Below are 14469 nucleotides of genomic sequence, written 5' to 3'. Positions count from 1 at the left end.
GTCAGACCGCTCTGCGCTGCTCCCGGGCGTCGGCCAGTTTCGCCAACGCCTCCGCCTTGCCGGCTCGTTGCCAGTCGAGCAGCGGTGCGAGCGCCGTCGCGGTCTCGCGCAGCGTGGGTACCAGCGCCAGCAGTTGTTCCAGCGTCACTCTCGCCGTCGGCCCATGCACGGCGAGCACCGCGCGTACGTGGCCGTCATCGAGTGCGCGCACCGGCACGCCCACCGCCACCATGCCGCGCACGAATTCCTCGTTATCGATGCCGATGCCGCGCGCGGCCAGCCGGTCCAGCTCGGCCTCCAACAGGCTCACGTCGGTGATGGTGCGCGGCGTCATGCGTTTGAGCGACAGGCGCGAGAGTACGGCGCGCCGTTCCGCCACCGGCATCTGAGACAGGAACAGCTTGCCGCTCGCCGTGCAATGCAGTGGCACACGCATGCCGGGATGCATCTGCATGCGCAGCGGCTCGTTCGTCTCCACCCGTTCGATGTAAAGAATCTCGTCGCCGTCGAGCGCTGTCAGGTTGACGGTCTCGCCGACACGATCGACCAACGCGCGCAGCAACGAGCGTGCCGCACGTGTGAAGTTGTTGTTCGCCAACGTGACCAGCGCCAGTCGCGCCGCGCGCGGCCCCAACGACAGACCTCGCTCCGATCCGCGCGAATCGGGCACGTGCGAGACATAGCCGCAGACCTCCAGCGCCTCGATCAGGCGCATGAGGGTGGCCTTCGGAATCGACAGGCGCGTGGCGAGCTGCGACAACGTGTAGGGCTGTCCGGCCATCGCCAGTCGTTCAATGACGGCCAGGGCACGCAGATTCCGCGCCTCGTCGCTCGCGCGCAACTCCCCTCCTCCAGCGTGACCGTCTCGCGCATTGCACCTCCTCGCTCGCCACAAACACAATAAAAGAAACAAAATATACCAATTATTTGAAAATCATCCGCCTCGGGATAACCCCGGGGCTGTCTGAAAGACCTCGCGGCGCTCCAGTCGATCGACGCATCGAGTCCGCGCGCCAACCCCTAGTAAAACCCCGCAGATGCGCTGCAGCAATCGTCTCGTTCTGAGACGCCAAGCGCGAAATCCGTTTCAGTTTTCCGCCACACGCGGTTTTTTGCTTGGCATTTGCGTACGGCTCGCCGACATTGGATCGAAACAATCCGAAACAAATCGTTTCACCCAATTCGAAGCAGAAGCGAGGCAGGAGACAAGCGGTATGGAACATGAGGTCGACTATCTGATCGTCGGTGCGGGCTCCGCCGGGTGCGTGCTCGCCAATCGCCTGAGCGCGGACCCGGCAAACCGGGTGCTGCTGCTCGAGGCCGGCGGCCCCGATAGCAATCCGTGGATTCACATCCCGGTCGGATATTTCAAGACGATGCACGACCCCGAACTCGACTGGTGCTATCGCACCGAGGCCGACGCCAACGTGGCCAACCGTCAGATCGACTGGCCGCGCGGCAAGGTGCTGGGCGGCTCCAGTTCGCTCAACGGGCTGCTCTACGTGCGCGGACAGCGCGAAGACTACGATCACTGGGCGGCACTGGGCAATCGCGGCTGGCGCTATGCCGACGTGCTGCCGTACTTCCGCAAATCCGAAGATCAGGAGCACGGTGCCAACGAGTATCACGGCGTGGGTGGCCCGCTCAAGGTGTCCGACCTGCGCCTGCGCCGCCCGATCGCGGAGCACTTCATCGCCGCCGCGAACGACACCGGCATTCCATTCAATGCGGATTACAACGGCGCGACGCAGGAAGGTGTCGGCTACTTCCAGCAGACGGCGTTCCGGGGCTTTCGCTGGAGTACGGCGAAGGGCTTTCTGAAGCCGGCTCGCGGGCGTCGCAACCTGGTGGTGGAAACGCGTGCGCAGACCTGCCGCGTGCTGTTCGAAGGCAAGCGCGCGGTGGGTGTCGAGTATCTGCAGAACGGCGAGCGCAAGAGGGCACGCGCACGCGTCGAGGTCATTCTCGCGGCCGGCGCCATCGGGTCGCCGCAGTTGCTGCAAAACTCGGGGGTCGGCCCGACGACGGTGCTGGCCAAGGCCGGTGTCGCGCTGCGGCATGCGCTGCCGGGCGTTGGCCGGAATCTGCAAGATCATCTGCAAGTGCGCCTGGTTTTCAAGACCCGCGAGCGCACCCTCAACGACGAGGTCAACAACCCGCTGCGCAAGGCACTCATCGGCCTGCAATACGCGATGTTCCGCACGGGGCCGCTCACGCTCGCCGCCAGTCAGGTGACGATCTTCACGCGCTCGCGCCCGGAGCTCACGCGTCCCGACATCCAGTTCCACATGCAGCCGCTCTCGGCCGACAAGCCGGGCAAGGGTGCGCACCGGTTCTCGGCGTTCACTTCGTCCGTGTGCCAGCTGCGCCCGTTCAGCCGGGGCAGCGTCGAGATCCGGTCCAACGATCCGCTGCAATACCCGGCGATCCACGCCAACTATTTGTCGGATGAGCGCGACCATCGCGTGGTAATCGACGGCATCAAGGTGGCGCGCCGCATTGCCGCCGCCCCGTCGCTCGCACCGCACATCATCAGCGAGTTCATCCCGGGCGCGCAGTACCAGAGCGACGACGAGTTGCTTCAGGCCGCGCGCCAGTTCAGCCAATCGATCTATCACCCGGCGGGCACTTGCCGGATGGGTCACGACCCGATGTCGGTCGTCGACGACCGTCTGCGCGTTCACGGCCTTGCGGCGCTGCGCGTCGTGGACGCGTCGATCATGCCCGAGCTGGTTTCGGGCAACACGAATGCACCGACCATCATGATCGCCGAGAAAGCGGCCGACATGATTCTCGAAGACAGGAAGCAGGCGTCGGGCATGCAGGAGATTCGCGGCAGCGAGGCGCCGCCAGCAGAAGCGGCACGTGTTGCCGTCGCCATTTAGCCAGTCACGTCAGCCCCAACCATTAAAATATTCGGAGACAACCATGAATGCATCGAAGCAGACCGACGCCCGGCAGATGCGCCGTGTCGTCGTCGCCAGCCTTATCGGCGCCACCATCGAGTGGTACGACTTTTTCCTGTACGGCGTTGTCGCCGGCATCGTGTTCAACAAGCTGTACTTTCCCGGCAGCGACCCGCTCGTCTCGACGATGCTCGCCTATGGCACGTTCGCCGTGGGCTTTCTCAGCCGGCCGCTGGGCGGCGTGATCTTCGGGCATTTCGGTGACAAGCTCGGCCGCAAGAGCATGCTCGTGATGACACTCACCATCATGGGCATTGCCACGATGCTCATCGGACTGGTGCCGACGTATGCACAAATCGGCCTGTGGGCGCCGGTGCTGCTGCTCGTGCTGCGGGTGCTGCAAGGCATCGGGCTGGGCGGCGAGTGGGGCGGCGCGGTGCTCATGGCATTCGAATATGCGCCCAAGGAAAAGCGCGGCTTCTACGCCAGCCTTCCGCAGGTGGGCCTCGCGCTCGGCCTGTGCCTGGCCTCTGGCGTGGTTGCCCTGCTGTCATACACCCTCACCACGGCTCAGTTCCTGGCATGGGGCTGGCGCGTGGCGTTCTTCCTGTCGGTGGGGCTGGTGGCCATCGGCATGTACATTCGCCTGAATGTGATGGAGACGCCCGAGTTCACGAAGATCAAGAAGGCCGGCACCGAGATCAAGATGCCGATCGCCGAAGTCCTCATGCGCAGCCCGGGCAATGTACTGGCCGGCATGGGCGCGCGCTTCATCGACGGCGTGTTCTTCAACGTCTTCGGTGTCTTCTCGATCTCCTACCTGACGCAGACGCTCAAGCTGTCACAGACCGAAGCGCTTACCGGCGTGATGGCCGCCGCGTTCGTGATGATCTTCACCATTCCGTTCTTCGGCAAGCTCTCGGATCGCATCGGTCGCACGCGTATCTACTTCTGGGGCTCGCTCGCAACCGGCCTGTCGTCGTTCGCCGGGTTCTGGCTGATGAAGGCGAGCGGCGGCAACGTGATGCTCGTCTGGCTGTCCATCGTGATTCCGCTGGGCGTGATCTACGCCTCGATTTACGGACCGGAAGCCGCCCTCTTCTCGGAACTGTTCGACGCCAAGGTCCGCTACACCGGTATCTCCTTCGTCTACCAGTTCTCGGGCATCTTCGCGAGCGGCCTGAGCCCGATCATCGCGACGTACCTGTTGCAGAAGAATGGCGGGGAGCCGTGGATGATCTGCATCTACGTACTCTGCGCCGGCCTCATCAGCGCGCTGTCCGCGGCGTGGATCGGCAGCCGCCAGCGCCGCCAGAATGTATGGCACGGGGCCGGCGTGACCGAGCATTGACGGGCCAAGCGCCGCCGCGCCGGGACGGACATCCGGCGGCGGCGCGATGTCGGGCGCCCTAACGCCCAGGCCCCAGTTTGGTGCGAAGGCGACGCACGCTGGTGCGATGCGTCGTCTGCCGGGCGAAAAATCGCGGAAAATCAGGGACAATAGCGCCGGCGCCGCCGGGCGCCGTTGAGCACGGTTCTTGCTCATCTATCCTGTACTTAACCCTGCTGCCCCGCGCCCGTCCCTACCATGACCATGATCGATCTCGACGCCCCCGGCTTGCTGCCGCCCCGTTTGACGGCGGCCGAAGACGGCCGGCGCATCGTCATCTACGGCGACTTCACGATCTGCAGCGTCTTCCAGCCGGTTTTCTCGGTCTCGCACCGGCGCGCCATCGGCTACCACGCGTCCCTGCGCGCGCACGACGCGCAAGGTCGCCACATCCCGTCGCACGAAGTCTTCACGCTGGCCGCGCGGCACGGCGACATGCTCGAACTGGGCCGACTGGCCGAATCGCTGCATCTGGGCAACTTCCATGAATTCGACGGCCGCGATGCGTGGCTCTTCCTGAGCCTGCACCCCGCCGCCCTGATGGACACTGTCTACGGCGACGCACTCATCGCCACGCTCAAGGCCATCGGCCTGTCGCCGCAACGCGTGGTGCTCGAAGTGCCCGAGCAGGCGGGCGGCGACACGCCGCGCTTTGGCGCCATCGTCGGCAGCCTGCGCAAGGCGGGTTTCCTGATCGCGCTGGGCGGCTTCGGGGCCAAGCATTCGAACATCGACCGGGTGTGGGATCTGCGCCCGGACATCGTGGTGCTCGATCGCGGCATTCTCGCGCAGGCGACCGAGCAATCGCATCTGGCACGCGTACTGCCCGGGCTCGTGTCGCTGTTGCACGAATCGGGACAACTGGTGATGATGGGCGGCCTGGCGACGGATCGCGAAGCGCTCATCGCGCTGGAGTGCAACGTCGACTTCGTGCAGGGGCTGTACTTCGCGGGGCCGGATGTCGACCCCGTGCAGCCGAAGGTCGCGGCCGAGCGCATGGACGCGCTGTCGTCGGCGCTGCGCACGCAACTCGTCGAGCGGGAGCGGGCCGAGCATGCCCGGCTTGCCCCGTATGTGGCGGGCATCGAGGCCGCCGCCGCCCACTTGGCTCAGGGGCAGGACCTCAGACACGCGACGCACGACCTGCTCGCGCTACCCGATGCCGCGCGATGCTTCCTGCTCGATGCCGCTGGACGCCAGATCGGCGACAACGTGCTGCCGCACAACCATTCGTCACAGCGCGCCAAGCGTTTCCGTCCGCTGTTGCATTCGGAGGGGGCGAACTGGGCACGGCGGCCTTATTTCATCGATGCCATGCGAGCGCCTGGCGAGGTGCACTTCACATCGCCCTATCTCTCGATCAATGAAGCTCACCTGTGCGTGACCGCCTCCATCGCCACGCCCGCCAAGCAAGGCCTGCATGTGCTCTGCGTCGATATCAACTGGTGACGGCGACCGTTTGAAGCTCGCTTGAAATGCCAACGCCCCCGTACGTCTTCCGATGCACGGGGGCGTTGTTCATGGCGCGTCGCCGTGATCAGGCGGCGCGTTGCACGCGATAGCGTTCAAGCCAGTGCGCATACGGGGCGGGCAACACCCACGACGGACGCGCCACATCCAGTTCGCGCGCTGCGTAATACGGCCAGTGCGGGTTGGCGAGCAGCGCGCGGCCGATCATCACGAGATCCATTTGACCGTCGGCCACCACACGCTCGGCCGCACGCGGATCGTCGATGCTCCACGACGACGCCACGGCAATCCCCGCTTCTTTCTTGACGCGCTCGGCGATCGGCGCGAGGAACGCGGAGCCCCAGGGGATATTCGCGGTGGGTGTCGAGAAGCCGACGCTCACGTTGAGCAGATCGAGACCGCCTTCACGCATCTGCCGCGTGAGCGCAATCGATTCCGCCAGCGTTTCTTCATCGCGGCCGTCGTATTCGAGCACGCCGAAACGCGCGGTGAGCGGCAGATGCTCGGGCCACACCTCGCGCACGGCGGCGAGCGTCTCAAGCAAGAAACGGCTGCGTCGCGCGACGTCGCCGCCGTAGGCATCGTCGCGATGGTTCGCATGCACCGAGAAGAAGCTCTGCGCGAGATAGCCGTGGGCAAAGTGCAATTCGAGCCATTCAAAGCCCGCCGCCAAGGCCCGGCGCGCCGCTGCCACGAAGTCGGCTTTTACGCGTTCAATGTCGTCCAGCGTCATCGCCTTGGGCACTTTGCCAAGATGCGCGCCGAAAGCGACCGCCGACGGCGAGATCGTGGGCCAGCCGCGCGGATCGTCTTCACCGATGTGATCGTCGCCCTCCCAGGGGCGATTGGCGCTGGCCTTGCGTCCGGCGTGCGCGATCTGAATGCCGGGCACCGCGCCATGCGCCTTGATGGCCGACGCAATGCGCGCCATGCCTTGCGCCTGAGCGTCGTTCCACAGTCCGGTGCATCCCGGGGAGATACGGCCTTCGGGCGAGACGGCGGTCGCCTCGACGATCACCAGCCCGGCGCCGCCACGCGCCAGTCCGGCGTAATGGGCGAGGTGCCAGTCGTTGATAAGACCGTCGACGGCGCTGTACTGGCACATCGGCGGAATGGCCACACGGTTGCGCAACTTGACGCTTTTCAATTCAAACGGGGAAAACAGGGCGGACATGGGTTTCTCTTGGAGTCAGGGGAGCGGCGCTGACGGACGACATCGGTCGCTGAAGACCATGTTGGATGTCGGTATTTCGCAGTGCCTCGACCGTGGCAGGTCGACCAACGCCATGTTAGTCGCACAACGCTATAATGAAAACCATCCACACATTATCGAATTGATAACAGTTCATTATGGTCAATCCTCAGTGGCTCAAATCGTTCGCTACGCTCGCCGAGCTCGGTAACTTCACGCGCACCGCCGACCGGTTGGGCCTGACGCAGGCGGCCGTGAGCCAGCACGTGAAGCATCTCGAAGCGGAGTTCGGGCCGTTGTTGGTGCGGCGTCCGCGCGCCATCGAACTCACGCCCGCCGGCCAGGCGCTGCTGACCTACTGCCGCGAAGTCGAGTGTGCGGCGCGGCATCTTCGCTCACGGCTGGACGATGCGGACGACGATTGCGGTGAAATCACGCTCATCACGCCGGGCAGCATCGGGCTGTACCTGTGTCCGATCCTGCTCGACATGCAGAAGGCCAACCCGGCGATGGTCGTGCAGCATCGCTTCGCGCCTGACCGGGAGGTGCTCGAAGGCGTGTTGCAGAATCGTTTCGAGTTGGGCCTGGTGACGTTGCGGCCGGACGATCCGCGGCTTGCCGCCACGCCGTTCACGCAGGAGCCGCTCGAACTCGTGGTTCCGGCGGGGAAGACGTGCACAAATGGGAAGACTTGAAGCGCATTGGGTACATCGATCACCCGGATGGCGAGGCGATGTCGACGCGCTTGTTGAGTCGTCGATTTCCGGGCAATCCCGGCGTGCAGAGCCTGCCGTGCAAGGGGTGCACGAACCAGATCGGCCTGATTCTCGAATATGTTGCGCGGGGCTGGGGTTCACCATCATTCCGCAATACGCGCGGCAGGCTTTCGCGTCGCAGGCGGCCATCCGCGTGGTGGACTGCGGCCCGCCGGTGGTCGACACGCTATGGCTGATCCATCGCGCCGAGTGGCCGCTGTCGGCGCGCGCGCAGCGGGCGGTGGCGCTGCTGCGTGAGCGTGTGGACGCCCCGCGTGCGCGTGCCTTCGGCGGCGAACGGGTGTTATCGGGCGCGAACATTTGAGCCACCAGCTCGCCGGTCTTGTTAGTGACGTCCGCGCCTTGCGCGCGCGATTGGACAAACCGTCGCCCAATGCGCCGCGCGCACTGTCGATCATTGGCCGGAACAGCCTGCCGCCAGCGATTCGAGTTGCGCCAGCAGATCCTGCGGGACCGCGATCCCCGCGTGCGTGGCCTCTTGCGCGATGGCATCACGTCGCGCCCCGGGCAATCGCACCGTTTCATCCATCAGCATCAACTCAATAAGCGTCTCGATTCGCTCCTGGTAGGCCTCGGTACCCGCGAGCGCGGCGGGATCGATCAGCCAGAACAGGTGACCGACGCGTGAGCGTTTGCCCTGCGCAACCAGGAACGAGCCCGCCTCTGCACCGAACTGCGCCCCTGACAACGCCGCGGCGAGCAGTTCCACCATCAATGCCAGCATCGCGCCTTTGGCACCGCCGAACGGGAGCATCATGCCGTCGAGTGCCGCACGTGCATTGGTCGTCGGCTGCCCGTCGGCGTCGGTCGCCCAGCCTTCGGGAATCGAATCGCCACGCTGCGCCGCGACCATGACCTTGCCCCGCGCGACTTGCGACATCGACAGGTCAATCATCAGCGGCGGCGCCTTCGCGCGCGGAAATACGGCTGCGATGGGATTCGTGCCGAACAGGGGCCGTGTACCGCCCCACGCGGGCATGGCGCCCGGTGCATTACTGAAGGCCAGCGCCACGAGCCCCGCCGCGCCCGCGGCTTCGAGATGAAAAGCGCCCGCACCGAAATGATGGCTGCGAACGACGCTCGCCGTGGCCGTGCCAAAATCTCGCGCACGTGCAATACCGGTGCGGATGGCCAGGTCGCACGCGGCGAACGCCAGGCCGTCGCAAGCATCGACGAGAAACGCCGCGCCCTTGTCGCGCACGATCGTGGGCTGCGCGGCCGCATCGACGCGGCCATTGCGCAACTGAGCAACATACATCGGCAGGCGTGCCACACCGTGCGACGTGAGACCGCGCTCGTCCGCATACACAAGCGCCTGCGCGGCGGCATCGGCCGTCGCCTGCGTCGCGCCCGACGCGCTCAGCACGCGGCGCACGAGCTGACGCAGGTCGGCCGGCATCACCCTTTGCTTTTCGTTCTCGCTCATGGCTTCATGTCCTGCATGGCCTGATGCGGCACCGACTCGACCAGCGGGCTCGACGGCGCCTCGCGTCCTGCATCCGGTCGGGCGAGAACGGCGCGCGCCGTATCGACATCGAACACGCCCTCCCAGCGCGCTACGACAAGCGTCGCGACCGCATTGCCGATCATGTTCACCAGCGCGCGAATTTCGTTGAGCACGCGGTCAATGCCGATGATGAGCGTGATCCCCGCCACGGGGATGATGTTGTGCGACGACAGGGTTGCCGTGAGCGCCACCAGCGCCGCCCCGGCCACCCCGGCACCTCCCTTCGACGTGACGAGCAGGATCGCCAGCAGCCCGAGCTGCTGCATCAACGTCAGATGCGTGTTGGTCGCCTGCGCAATGAACAGCGAGGTCATCGTCAGATAGATGGCTGCGCCGTCGAGGTTGAATGAGTAGCCCGTCGGCAAAACAAGTCCCACGACCGTTTTCGGGCAGCCGAGGCGTTCGAGCTTGTCCATCAGGCGTGGCAGCACCGACTCCGTTGTCGACGTGCCGAGCACGATCAACAACTCCTCGCGCAAGTATCGCAACAACGGCCACAGACCAACACCCGCCCAGCGGCATGCGGTTCCCAGCACGATCACCACGAACAGGATGCTCGTCACGTAGAAGCACAGAATCAGCAACCCCAGTTGCTGCAACGCACCGATGCCGTACTTGCCGACCGTGAACGCAATCGCCCCGAAGGCACCAAGCGGTGCGAGCCGCATGATCATCTCGACGATGCGCATCAACGCGTCGCCGAATTGCTCGATGGCCATTGAGAGGAATTTGCTGCGATCAGACATGATCGAAAGGGCAACGCCGAACAGCACCGAGAACAGCAGCACCTGAAGCAGATCGCCGCGCGCGAACGCGCCAACCACGGAGTTCGGTACGATCGCCTCCAGAAAACTCTTGTGCTCGGCAACGTGGACTTCGGTGACGAAATGCGAGACCGCGCCGGGATCAAGCGTCTTCGGATCGATGTTCAGCCCCGCGCCGGGATGCAACACGTTCGCCACGATCAGGCCCAGGACGAGCGCGAGGGTGGTGACCACTTCGAAGTAAAGAATCGTCTTGAATCCAACGCGCCCGACCTGCTTCAGGTTTTCCATTCGCGCGATGCCGACAGACACCGTGCAGAAAATCAGAAGCGTGATCAGCATCTTGATCAGGCGGATGAAGGTATCGCCCAGCGGCTTGAATTGAACGCCGAGAGCGGGCGCGAAATAGCCGACGAGAATGCCGGCGGCCAGGCCGATCAGGACCTGGACATAGAGATGTTTGAGCACGCGCAAGATGGTGTCTCCTCCACTTGCAAACAGACGACATGCGGCACAGGCGCCCGGTTCGCACCGCTCATGGGGCGGTTTGGCGAACCGGTGCGCGCACCGGACGGGGACCTCTGTACTGCTCCTGCATTGACGCCATAAGGCAACGCGCAGCGCCGCACCGGGCGCCGCGCGCGACTGCGGTGCGAATTATGCGCTTTCGAACAGGCGCGTCAGCACGAACTCGCGATGGCCGAGGACTTCGGCAGACGTCCAGCGACCGTTGGCGGTCGCAAGCATGCACTCGAGAAGCTTGTCGCCGGTCTCGTCGAGGTTCTGCTCCCGCTGCAACAGACCCGAGACATCCACGTCGATGTGCTCGCCCATGGTACGAACGGTACGCGGATTCGCGCAGATCTTGATCACGGGAACGATCGCGTTGCCGATCACGTTGCCTTGTCCCGTGGGGAAGAAGTGCACTGCGAAGCCCGACGCGGCGCACAGCGTCACCATCTCGGCCGCCGCAGACGACGAATCCATGAACCACAGGCCCGAATGCGTCGGTGCTTCGGCCTTGTCGAGCACGCCGTCGACCATGCACTTCTTGCCGATCTTCTGAATGTTACCGAGGGCCTTTTCCTCGATCGTCGTGAGGCCGCCCGCGATGTTGCCCTTGGTCGGCTGCGACTCGGAAAGGTCGTCCGTCTTCCAGCGATTGATCATGTCCTGATAGCGATCGAACATGAACTGGAATCGCTCGCGCACGCCGTCATTCGCACAACGCGCAGCAACGATCTGCTCGCCGCCCGTCAGCTCCGAGGTCTCGCCGAACACGAGCGTGTTGCCAAGGCCGTACAACTTGTCGAACGCATTACCGACGGTGGGGTTCGCGCCGCAGCCTGACGTCGTATCCGATTCTCCGCACTTGGTCGACACCCACAACTCGCTGATCGGGCACTCCTCGCGCTCGAGCGTGCTCGCGTGGTGCACCATTTCCTTGGCGGCTTTCGACGCACGCATGATCGTGTCGTGATCGCCGTGCAGTTCAATGCCGAACCCCATGACCGGCTTGCCCGACTTCGCAATGCCGTCGACCACGCGCTTGGTCCAGCCCTCTTCGATACCGATAACGATCACCGCGGCAACGTTCGGATTGCTGCCCGCGCCGATAAGCGTGCGGAAGTGCAAGTCCAGATCCGCGCCGAATTGCAGCCGGCCGTAGGGATGCGGAATTGCCATGGTGCCCTTGATCGCCGATTCCACGGCCATCGCGGCAGCATTGGACAGATCGTCCACGGGAAGAATGATGACGTGGTTGCGCACGCCGACGCGGCCGTTCTCACGGCGATAGCCACGGAAAATGGTGTCCAGTTGAATCACGCTCATGATGTCTCTCTCGATGTGGGGTAAGGGAAGCTCGGGGCCGACGTGTCGATCACCAGCGCTTCGTCTTGATGTTGTGAACGTGCGCGTGTTCGCCCGCACTGATCGGTGACACCACCTTCCCGATATCCACGCCGTACTTGAACACCGTGTCGCCTACCTGCATGTCCTTGAGCGCCACCTTGTGACCGATGGGGATGTCCTGCTTGGCCGGGAACGTGACGATCTCGTCCTCGTCCATGATCCAGGCGTTCAACTGCGATCCCGCCTTGATGCCCTCCACCACCGCGACCCCCACCGTGTCCTTCGCCTCGTGCAAGACGATGTGAATGGTCTTGCGCTCACCCGCTTTCGCCTTCGTTGCCTCGCCCACGCCCGCTGCTGCCTGACTCATGTCTGCCTCCTGGTTGACGATGTTGAGCGCCCTCCTGTCTCGATAGCGCCCGCCGTTGAAACCGATAGTAGGCGTCGAATTCATCCATGTCAACCATATCATCTATATGTGTTACATCTTTCAAATCGGGTGAGTACAATGGCGCCATATTCAAAGCATTCGGGGGAAACGTGAGCACAGTCACGGTCATGCCGTCCGCCCCGGGCGGCACGCGTTACAAGGAAGTGAAGGAAGCGATGCTGGCTGCGCTGACGGCACAGGAATGGAAAGGCGGCGAGGTGATCCCGTCTGAAAAGCGCCTTGCCGAGCGCTTCGGGGTATCGATCGGCACGCTAAGGAAAGCCATCGACGAGCTATGCGCCGAGAACATCCTGATTCGTCACCAGGGCTTGGGGACATTCGTCGCGCAGCATCGTCGCGATCGTCACTTCTTTCGCTTCTTCCGCGTGGCGCGGCGCGACGGAGAGCGCTCGTATCCGGTCGTGACCCTGGTCAACTACCGGAAGTCGCAAGCCCCCGCGGCCATTGCGGCGAAGCTCGGTATCGAGCCGGGGGCGCGAATCATTACGTTCACAAACGCGTTGGCATTGCACGAACGGGTCGTGATGGTCGACACGATCACGCTACCCGAGTCGATATTTCCAACGCTGACCGAAACGATGCTGCGCGACAGGCCGAATACGCTCTACAACTTCTACCAGGATGCGTTCGGCATCAACGTCGCCAGCACGGACGAGCGACTGCGCGTTGCCCGGGCCAGCGACAGCGAGAGCACGCTGCTGGGCCTTCCCGAAGGGGATCCCGTGCTGGAAATCGAGCGCATTGCCTATTCCATCAATCTCAAACCCGTCGAATATCGGCTGACGCACGTGAACACGCAGGACTATGAGTACGTCGCAAGCGCGACGAAACATGGGGCCGAGACGGGTGTCGCGTAATCAGGCGTCGGACTGACCCCTGCCGCGAGTCGTCGGGCGGGCCAGCCACGACCCGCCGCCATGCTGCGTCGCGCACCGCGCCCACGCGACGGGCGTCATGCGATCGCTCAGCCCGCGCTGAGCACGGCGGCAATCGCCTGACCCACTTCGGTCGTGTTCGCCTGCCCGCCCAAATCGCCGGTGCGCGGCCCGTCCTTGATGACCTGCGTGATCGCCGCGAGAATGGCGTCGTGCGCCTCGCGCGCACGGCCTTCGCCGCGGCCGATGAAGTCGAGCATCATCGCGGCCGTCCAGATCATGCCGATCGGGTTGGCGATGTTCTTGCCCGCGATGTCCGGCGCCGAGCCGTGCACCGGTTCGAACAGCGACGGGAATTTACCTTCCGGATTCAGGTTGCCCGAAGGCGCGATGCCGATGGTGCCGGTGCAGGCCGGCCCCAGATCCGACAGGATGTCGCCGAACAGATTCGACGCGACCACCACGTCGAAGCGGTCCGGATTGAGCACGAATCGCGCACACAGAATGTCGATGTGCTGCTTGTCCCAGGTGATGTCCGGATACTTCGCCGCCGTCTCGGCCGCGCGCTTGTCCCACCACGGCATCGAGATCGATATCCCGTTGCTCTTGGTCGCCACGGTCACGTGCTTGCGCGCGCGCTGCCGGGCGAGATCGAACGCGAACTTCAGCACGCGCTCCGTGCCGTGACGCGTGAAGATCGACTCCTGCACCACGAACTCGCGCTCCGTGCCCTCGAACATCACGCCACCGACCGACGAGTACTCGCCTTCGGTGTTCTCGCGCACGATCAGGAAATCGATATCGCCCGCCGCGCGGCCCGCCAGCGGCGACGGCACCCCATCGAACAGACGCGCCGGGCGCAGGTTGATGTACTGATCGAATTCGCGACGGAACTTGAGCAACGACCCCCACAGCGAGATATGGTCGGGCACCGTCTCGGGCCAGCCCACGGCACCGAACAGAATGGCGTCGACGCCGTCGAGCTGCTGCTTCCAGTCGTCCGGCATCATCTGGCCGTGCTTGGCGTAGTAGTCGCAGCTCGCCCATTCGATGTGCTGGTAGTCGACGGGAATACCAAAGCGCCGGCACGCGGCGTCGAGCACACGCAGGCCTTCGGGCATCACCTCTTTACCGATGCCGTCGCCCGGAATCACGGCGATCTTGAACGGACGCGCAGGGCGCTGGGACGTGTCGGTCATGGTCTGTCTCTCCTGAGGGTTGGACGATGACACTAGGTTATTCCATTGCAACGCGGATAAAATCCCTCAATCGGTTAATCCACTA

13 protein-coding genes are annotated in these 14469 nt (G+C 64.2%); 6 read left to right on the top strand and 7 right to left on the bottom strand.

Annotated elements, in window-relative coordinates:
• Nucleotide 1: 1 nt before the first annotated feature.
• Complete coding sequence (locus DRB87_RS03445) at nucleotides 2–781, bottom strand: IclR family transcriptional regulator (protein WP_130027697.1); 780 nt, start codon at nucleotides 779–781, stop codon at nucleotides 2–4.
• A gap of 433 nt (nucleotides 782–1214) precedes the next feature.
• On the opposite strand from DRB87_RS03445, the gene DRB87_RS03440 reads away from it, so the two are divergent.
• The 3 genes from DRB87_RS03440 (at nucleotide 1215) to DRB87_RS03430 (ending at nucleotide 5745) form a co-directional block, all read left to right on the top strand.
• The gene (locus tag DRB87_RS03440) at nucleotides 1215–2885 is read left to right on the top strand and encodes a GMC family oxidoreductase (protein WP_130024880.1); all 1671 of its coding nucleotides are present in this window, start codon (nucleotides 1215–1217) and stop codon (nucleotides 2883–2885) included.
• Nucleotides 2886–2928: 43 nt separating this feature from the next.
• On the top strand, nucleotides 2929–4257 hold the full coding sequence (locus DRB87_RS03435) for an MFS transporter (protein ID WP_130024879.1): 1329 nt from the start codon (nucleotides 2929–2931) through the stop codon (nucleotides 4255–4257).
• Nucleotides 4258–4494: 237 nt separating this feature from the next.
• Entirely contained in the window at nucleotides 4495–5745 is a 1251-nt protein-coding gene (locus tag DRB87_RS03430) for an EAL domain-containing protein (RefSeq protein ID WP_017231497.1), read from the top strand.
• An 88-nt stretch (nucleotides 5746–5833) separates the two neighbouring features.
• Here the strand turns inward: DRB87_RS03430 and DRB87_RS03425 are convergent, their stop codons facing one another.
• Nucleotides 5834–6940, bottom strand: coding sequence for an NADH:flavin oxidoreductase/NADH oxidase (locus DRB87_RS03425; RefSeq protein ID WP_130024878.1), 1107 nt, complete (start codon nucleotides 6938–6940; stop codon nucleotides 5834–5836).
• Between the two features lie 176 nt (nucleotides 6941–7116).
• On the opposite strand from DRB87_RS03425, the gene DRB87_RS24105 reads away from it, so the two are divergent.
• Both DRB87_RS24105 and DRB87_RS24100 read left to right on the top strand, forming a co-directional pair.
• A complete protein-coding gene (locus DRB87_RS24105) occupies nucleotides 7117–7653 on the top strand; it encodes a LysR family transcriptional regulator (RefSeq protein WP_206100064.1) in 537 nt (178 codons plus the stop codon).
• 214 nt (nucleotides 7654–7867) lie between these two features.
• Nucleotides 7868–8038: a hypothetical protein gene (locus DRB87_RS24100; RefSeq protein WP_206100063.1), complete on the top strand. Its 171-nt coding sequence runs from the start codon at nucleotides 7868–7870 to the stop codon at nucleotides 8036–8038.
• Nucleotides 8039–8128: 90 nt separating this feature from the next.
• Here DRB87_RS24100 and DRB87_RS03415 read toward each other — a convergent pair whose 3' ends face one another.
• The 4 genes from DRB87_RS03415 to DRB87_RS03400 form a co-directional block, all read right to left on the bottom strand.
• Complete coding sequence (locus DRB87_RS03415) at nucleotides 8129–9160, bottom strand: Ldh family oxidoreductase (RefSeq protein WP_130024877.1); 1032 nt, start codon at nucleotides 9158–9160, stop codon at nucleotides 8129–8131.
• A complete protein-coding gene (dctA, locus tag DRB87_RS03410; protein WP_130024876.1) occupies nucleotides 9157–10479 on the bottom strand; it encodes a C4-dicarboxylate transporter DctA in 1323 nt (440 codons plus the stop codon). The genes DRB87_RS03415 and dctA overlap by 4 nt, the downstream gene beginning before the upstream one ends.
• 183 nt (nucleotides 10480–10662) lie before the next feature.
• A complete protein-coding gene (locus DRB87_RS03405) occupies nucleotides 10663–11838 on the bottom strand; it encodes a UxaA family hydrolase (protein ID WP_130024875.1) in 1176 nt (391 codons plus the stop codon).
• Nucleotides 11839–11887: 49 nt separating this feature from the next.
• The gene (locus DRB87_RS03400) at nucleotides 11888–12229 is read right to left on the bottom strand and encodes a UxaA family hydrolase (protein WP_206100099.1); all 342 of its coding nucleotides are present in this window, start codon (nucleotides 12227–12229) and stop codon (nucleotides 11888–11890) included.
• Between the two features lie 170 nt (nucleotides 12230–12399).
• On the opposite strand from DRB87_RS03400, the gene DRB87_RS03395 reads away from it, so the two are divergent.
• Nucleotides 12400–13167 (top strand): GntR family transcriptional regulator, encoded by a 768-nt coding sequence (locus DRB87_RS03395; protein WP_130024874.1) that lies wholly within the window; start codon nucleotides 12400–12402, stop codon nucleotides 13165–13167.
• Nucleotides 13168–13274: 107 nt separating this feature from the next.
• Here the strand turns inward: DRB87_RS03395 and DRB87_RS03390 are convergent, their stop codons facing one another.
• Entirely contained in the window at nucleotides 13275–14384 is a 1110-nt protein-coding gene (locus DRB87_RS03390) for a tartrate dehydrogenase (RefSeq protein ID WP_130024873.1), read from the bottom strand.
• Between the last annotated feature and the right edge of the window lie 85 nt (nucleotides 14385–14469).

The organism is Pandoraea sp. XY-2, assembly GCF_004193915.1.
GTDB lineage: Bacteria > Pseudomonadota > Gammaproteobacteria > Burkholderiales > Burkholderiaceae > Pandoraea > Pandoraea cepalis.
Note: the sequence above shows the minus strand (reverse complement) of the source record. Positions and strands in the feature narration are given on the sequence as shown.

What these genes read in the sequence shown, in the direction of transcription:
- DRB87_RS03440 (WP_130024880.1), top strand. Translation starts at nt 1,215, where the DNA reads ATGGAACATGAGGTCGACTATCTGATCGTCGGTGCGGGCTCCGCCGGG.
- DRB87_RS03390 (WP_130024873.1), bottom strand. Translation starts at nt 14,384, where the DNA reads ATGACCGACACGTCCCAGCGCCCTGCGCGTCCGTTCAAGATCGCCGTG.
- DRB87_RS03400 (WP_206100099.1), bottom strand. Translation starts at nt 12,229, where the DNA reads ATGAGTCAGGCAGCAGCGGGCGTGGGCGAGGCAACGAAGGCGAAAGCG.
- DRB87_RS03435 (WP_130024879.1), top strand. Translation starts at nt 2,929, where the DNA reads ATGAATGCATCGAAGCAGACCGACGCCCGGCAGATGCGCCGTGTCGTC.
- DRB87_RS03405 (WP_130024875.1), bottom strand. Translation starts at nt 11,838, where the DNA reads ATGAGCGTGATTCAACTGGACACCATTTTCCGTGGCTATCGCCGTGAG.
- DRB87_RS24105 (WP_206100064.1), top strand. Translation starts at nt 7,117, where the DNA reads ATGGTCAATCCTCAGTGGCTCAAATCGTTCGCTACGCTCGCCGAGCTC.
- DRB87_RS03415 (WP_130024877.1), bottom strand. Translation starts at nt 9,160, where the DNA reads ATGAGCGAGAACGAAAAGCAAAGGGTGATGCCGGCCGACCTGCGTCAG.
- DRB87_RS03425 (WP_130024878.1), bottom strand. Translation starts at nt 6,940, where the DNA reads ATGTCCGCCCTGTTTTCCCCGTTTGAATTGAAAAGCGTCAAGTTGCGC.
- DRB87_RS03430 (WP_017231497.1), top strand. Translation starts at nt 4,495, where the DNA reads ATGACCATGATCGATCTCGACGCCCCCGGCTTGCTGCCGCCCCGTTTG.
- DRB87_RS03445 (WP_130027697.1), bottom strand. Translation starts at nt 781, where the DNA reads ATGGCCGGACAGCCCTACACGTTGTCGCAGCTCGCCACGCGCCTGTCG.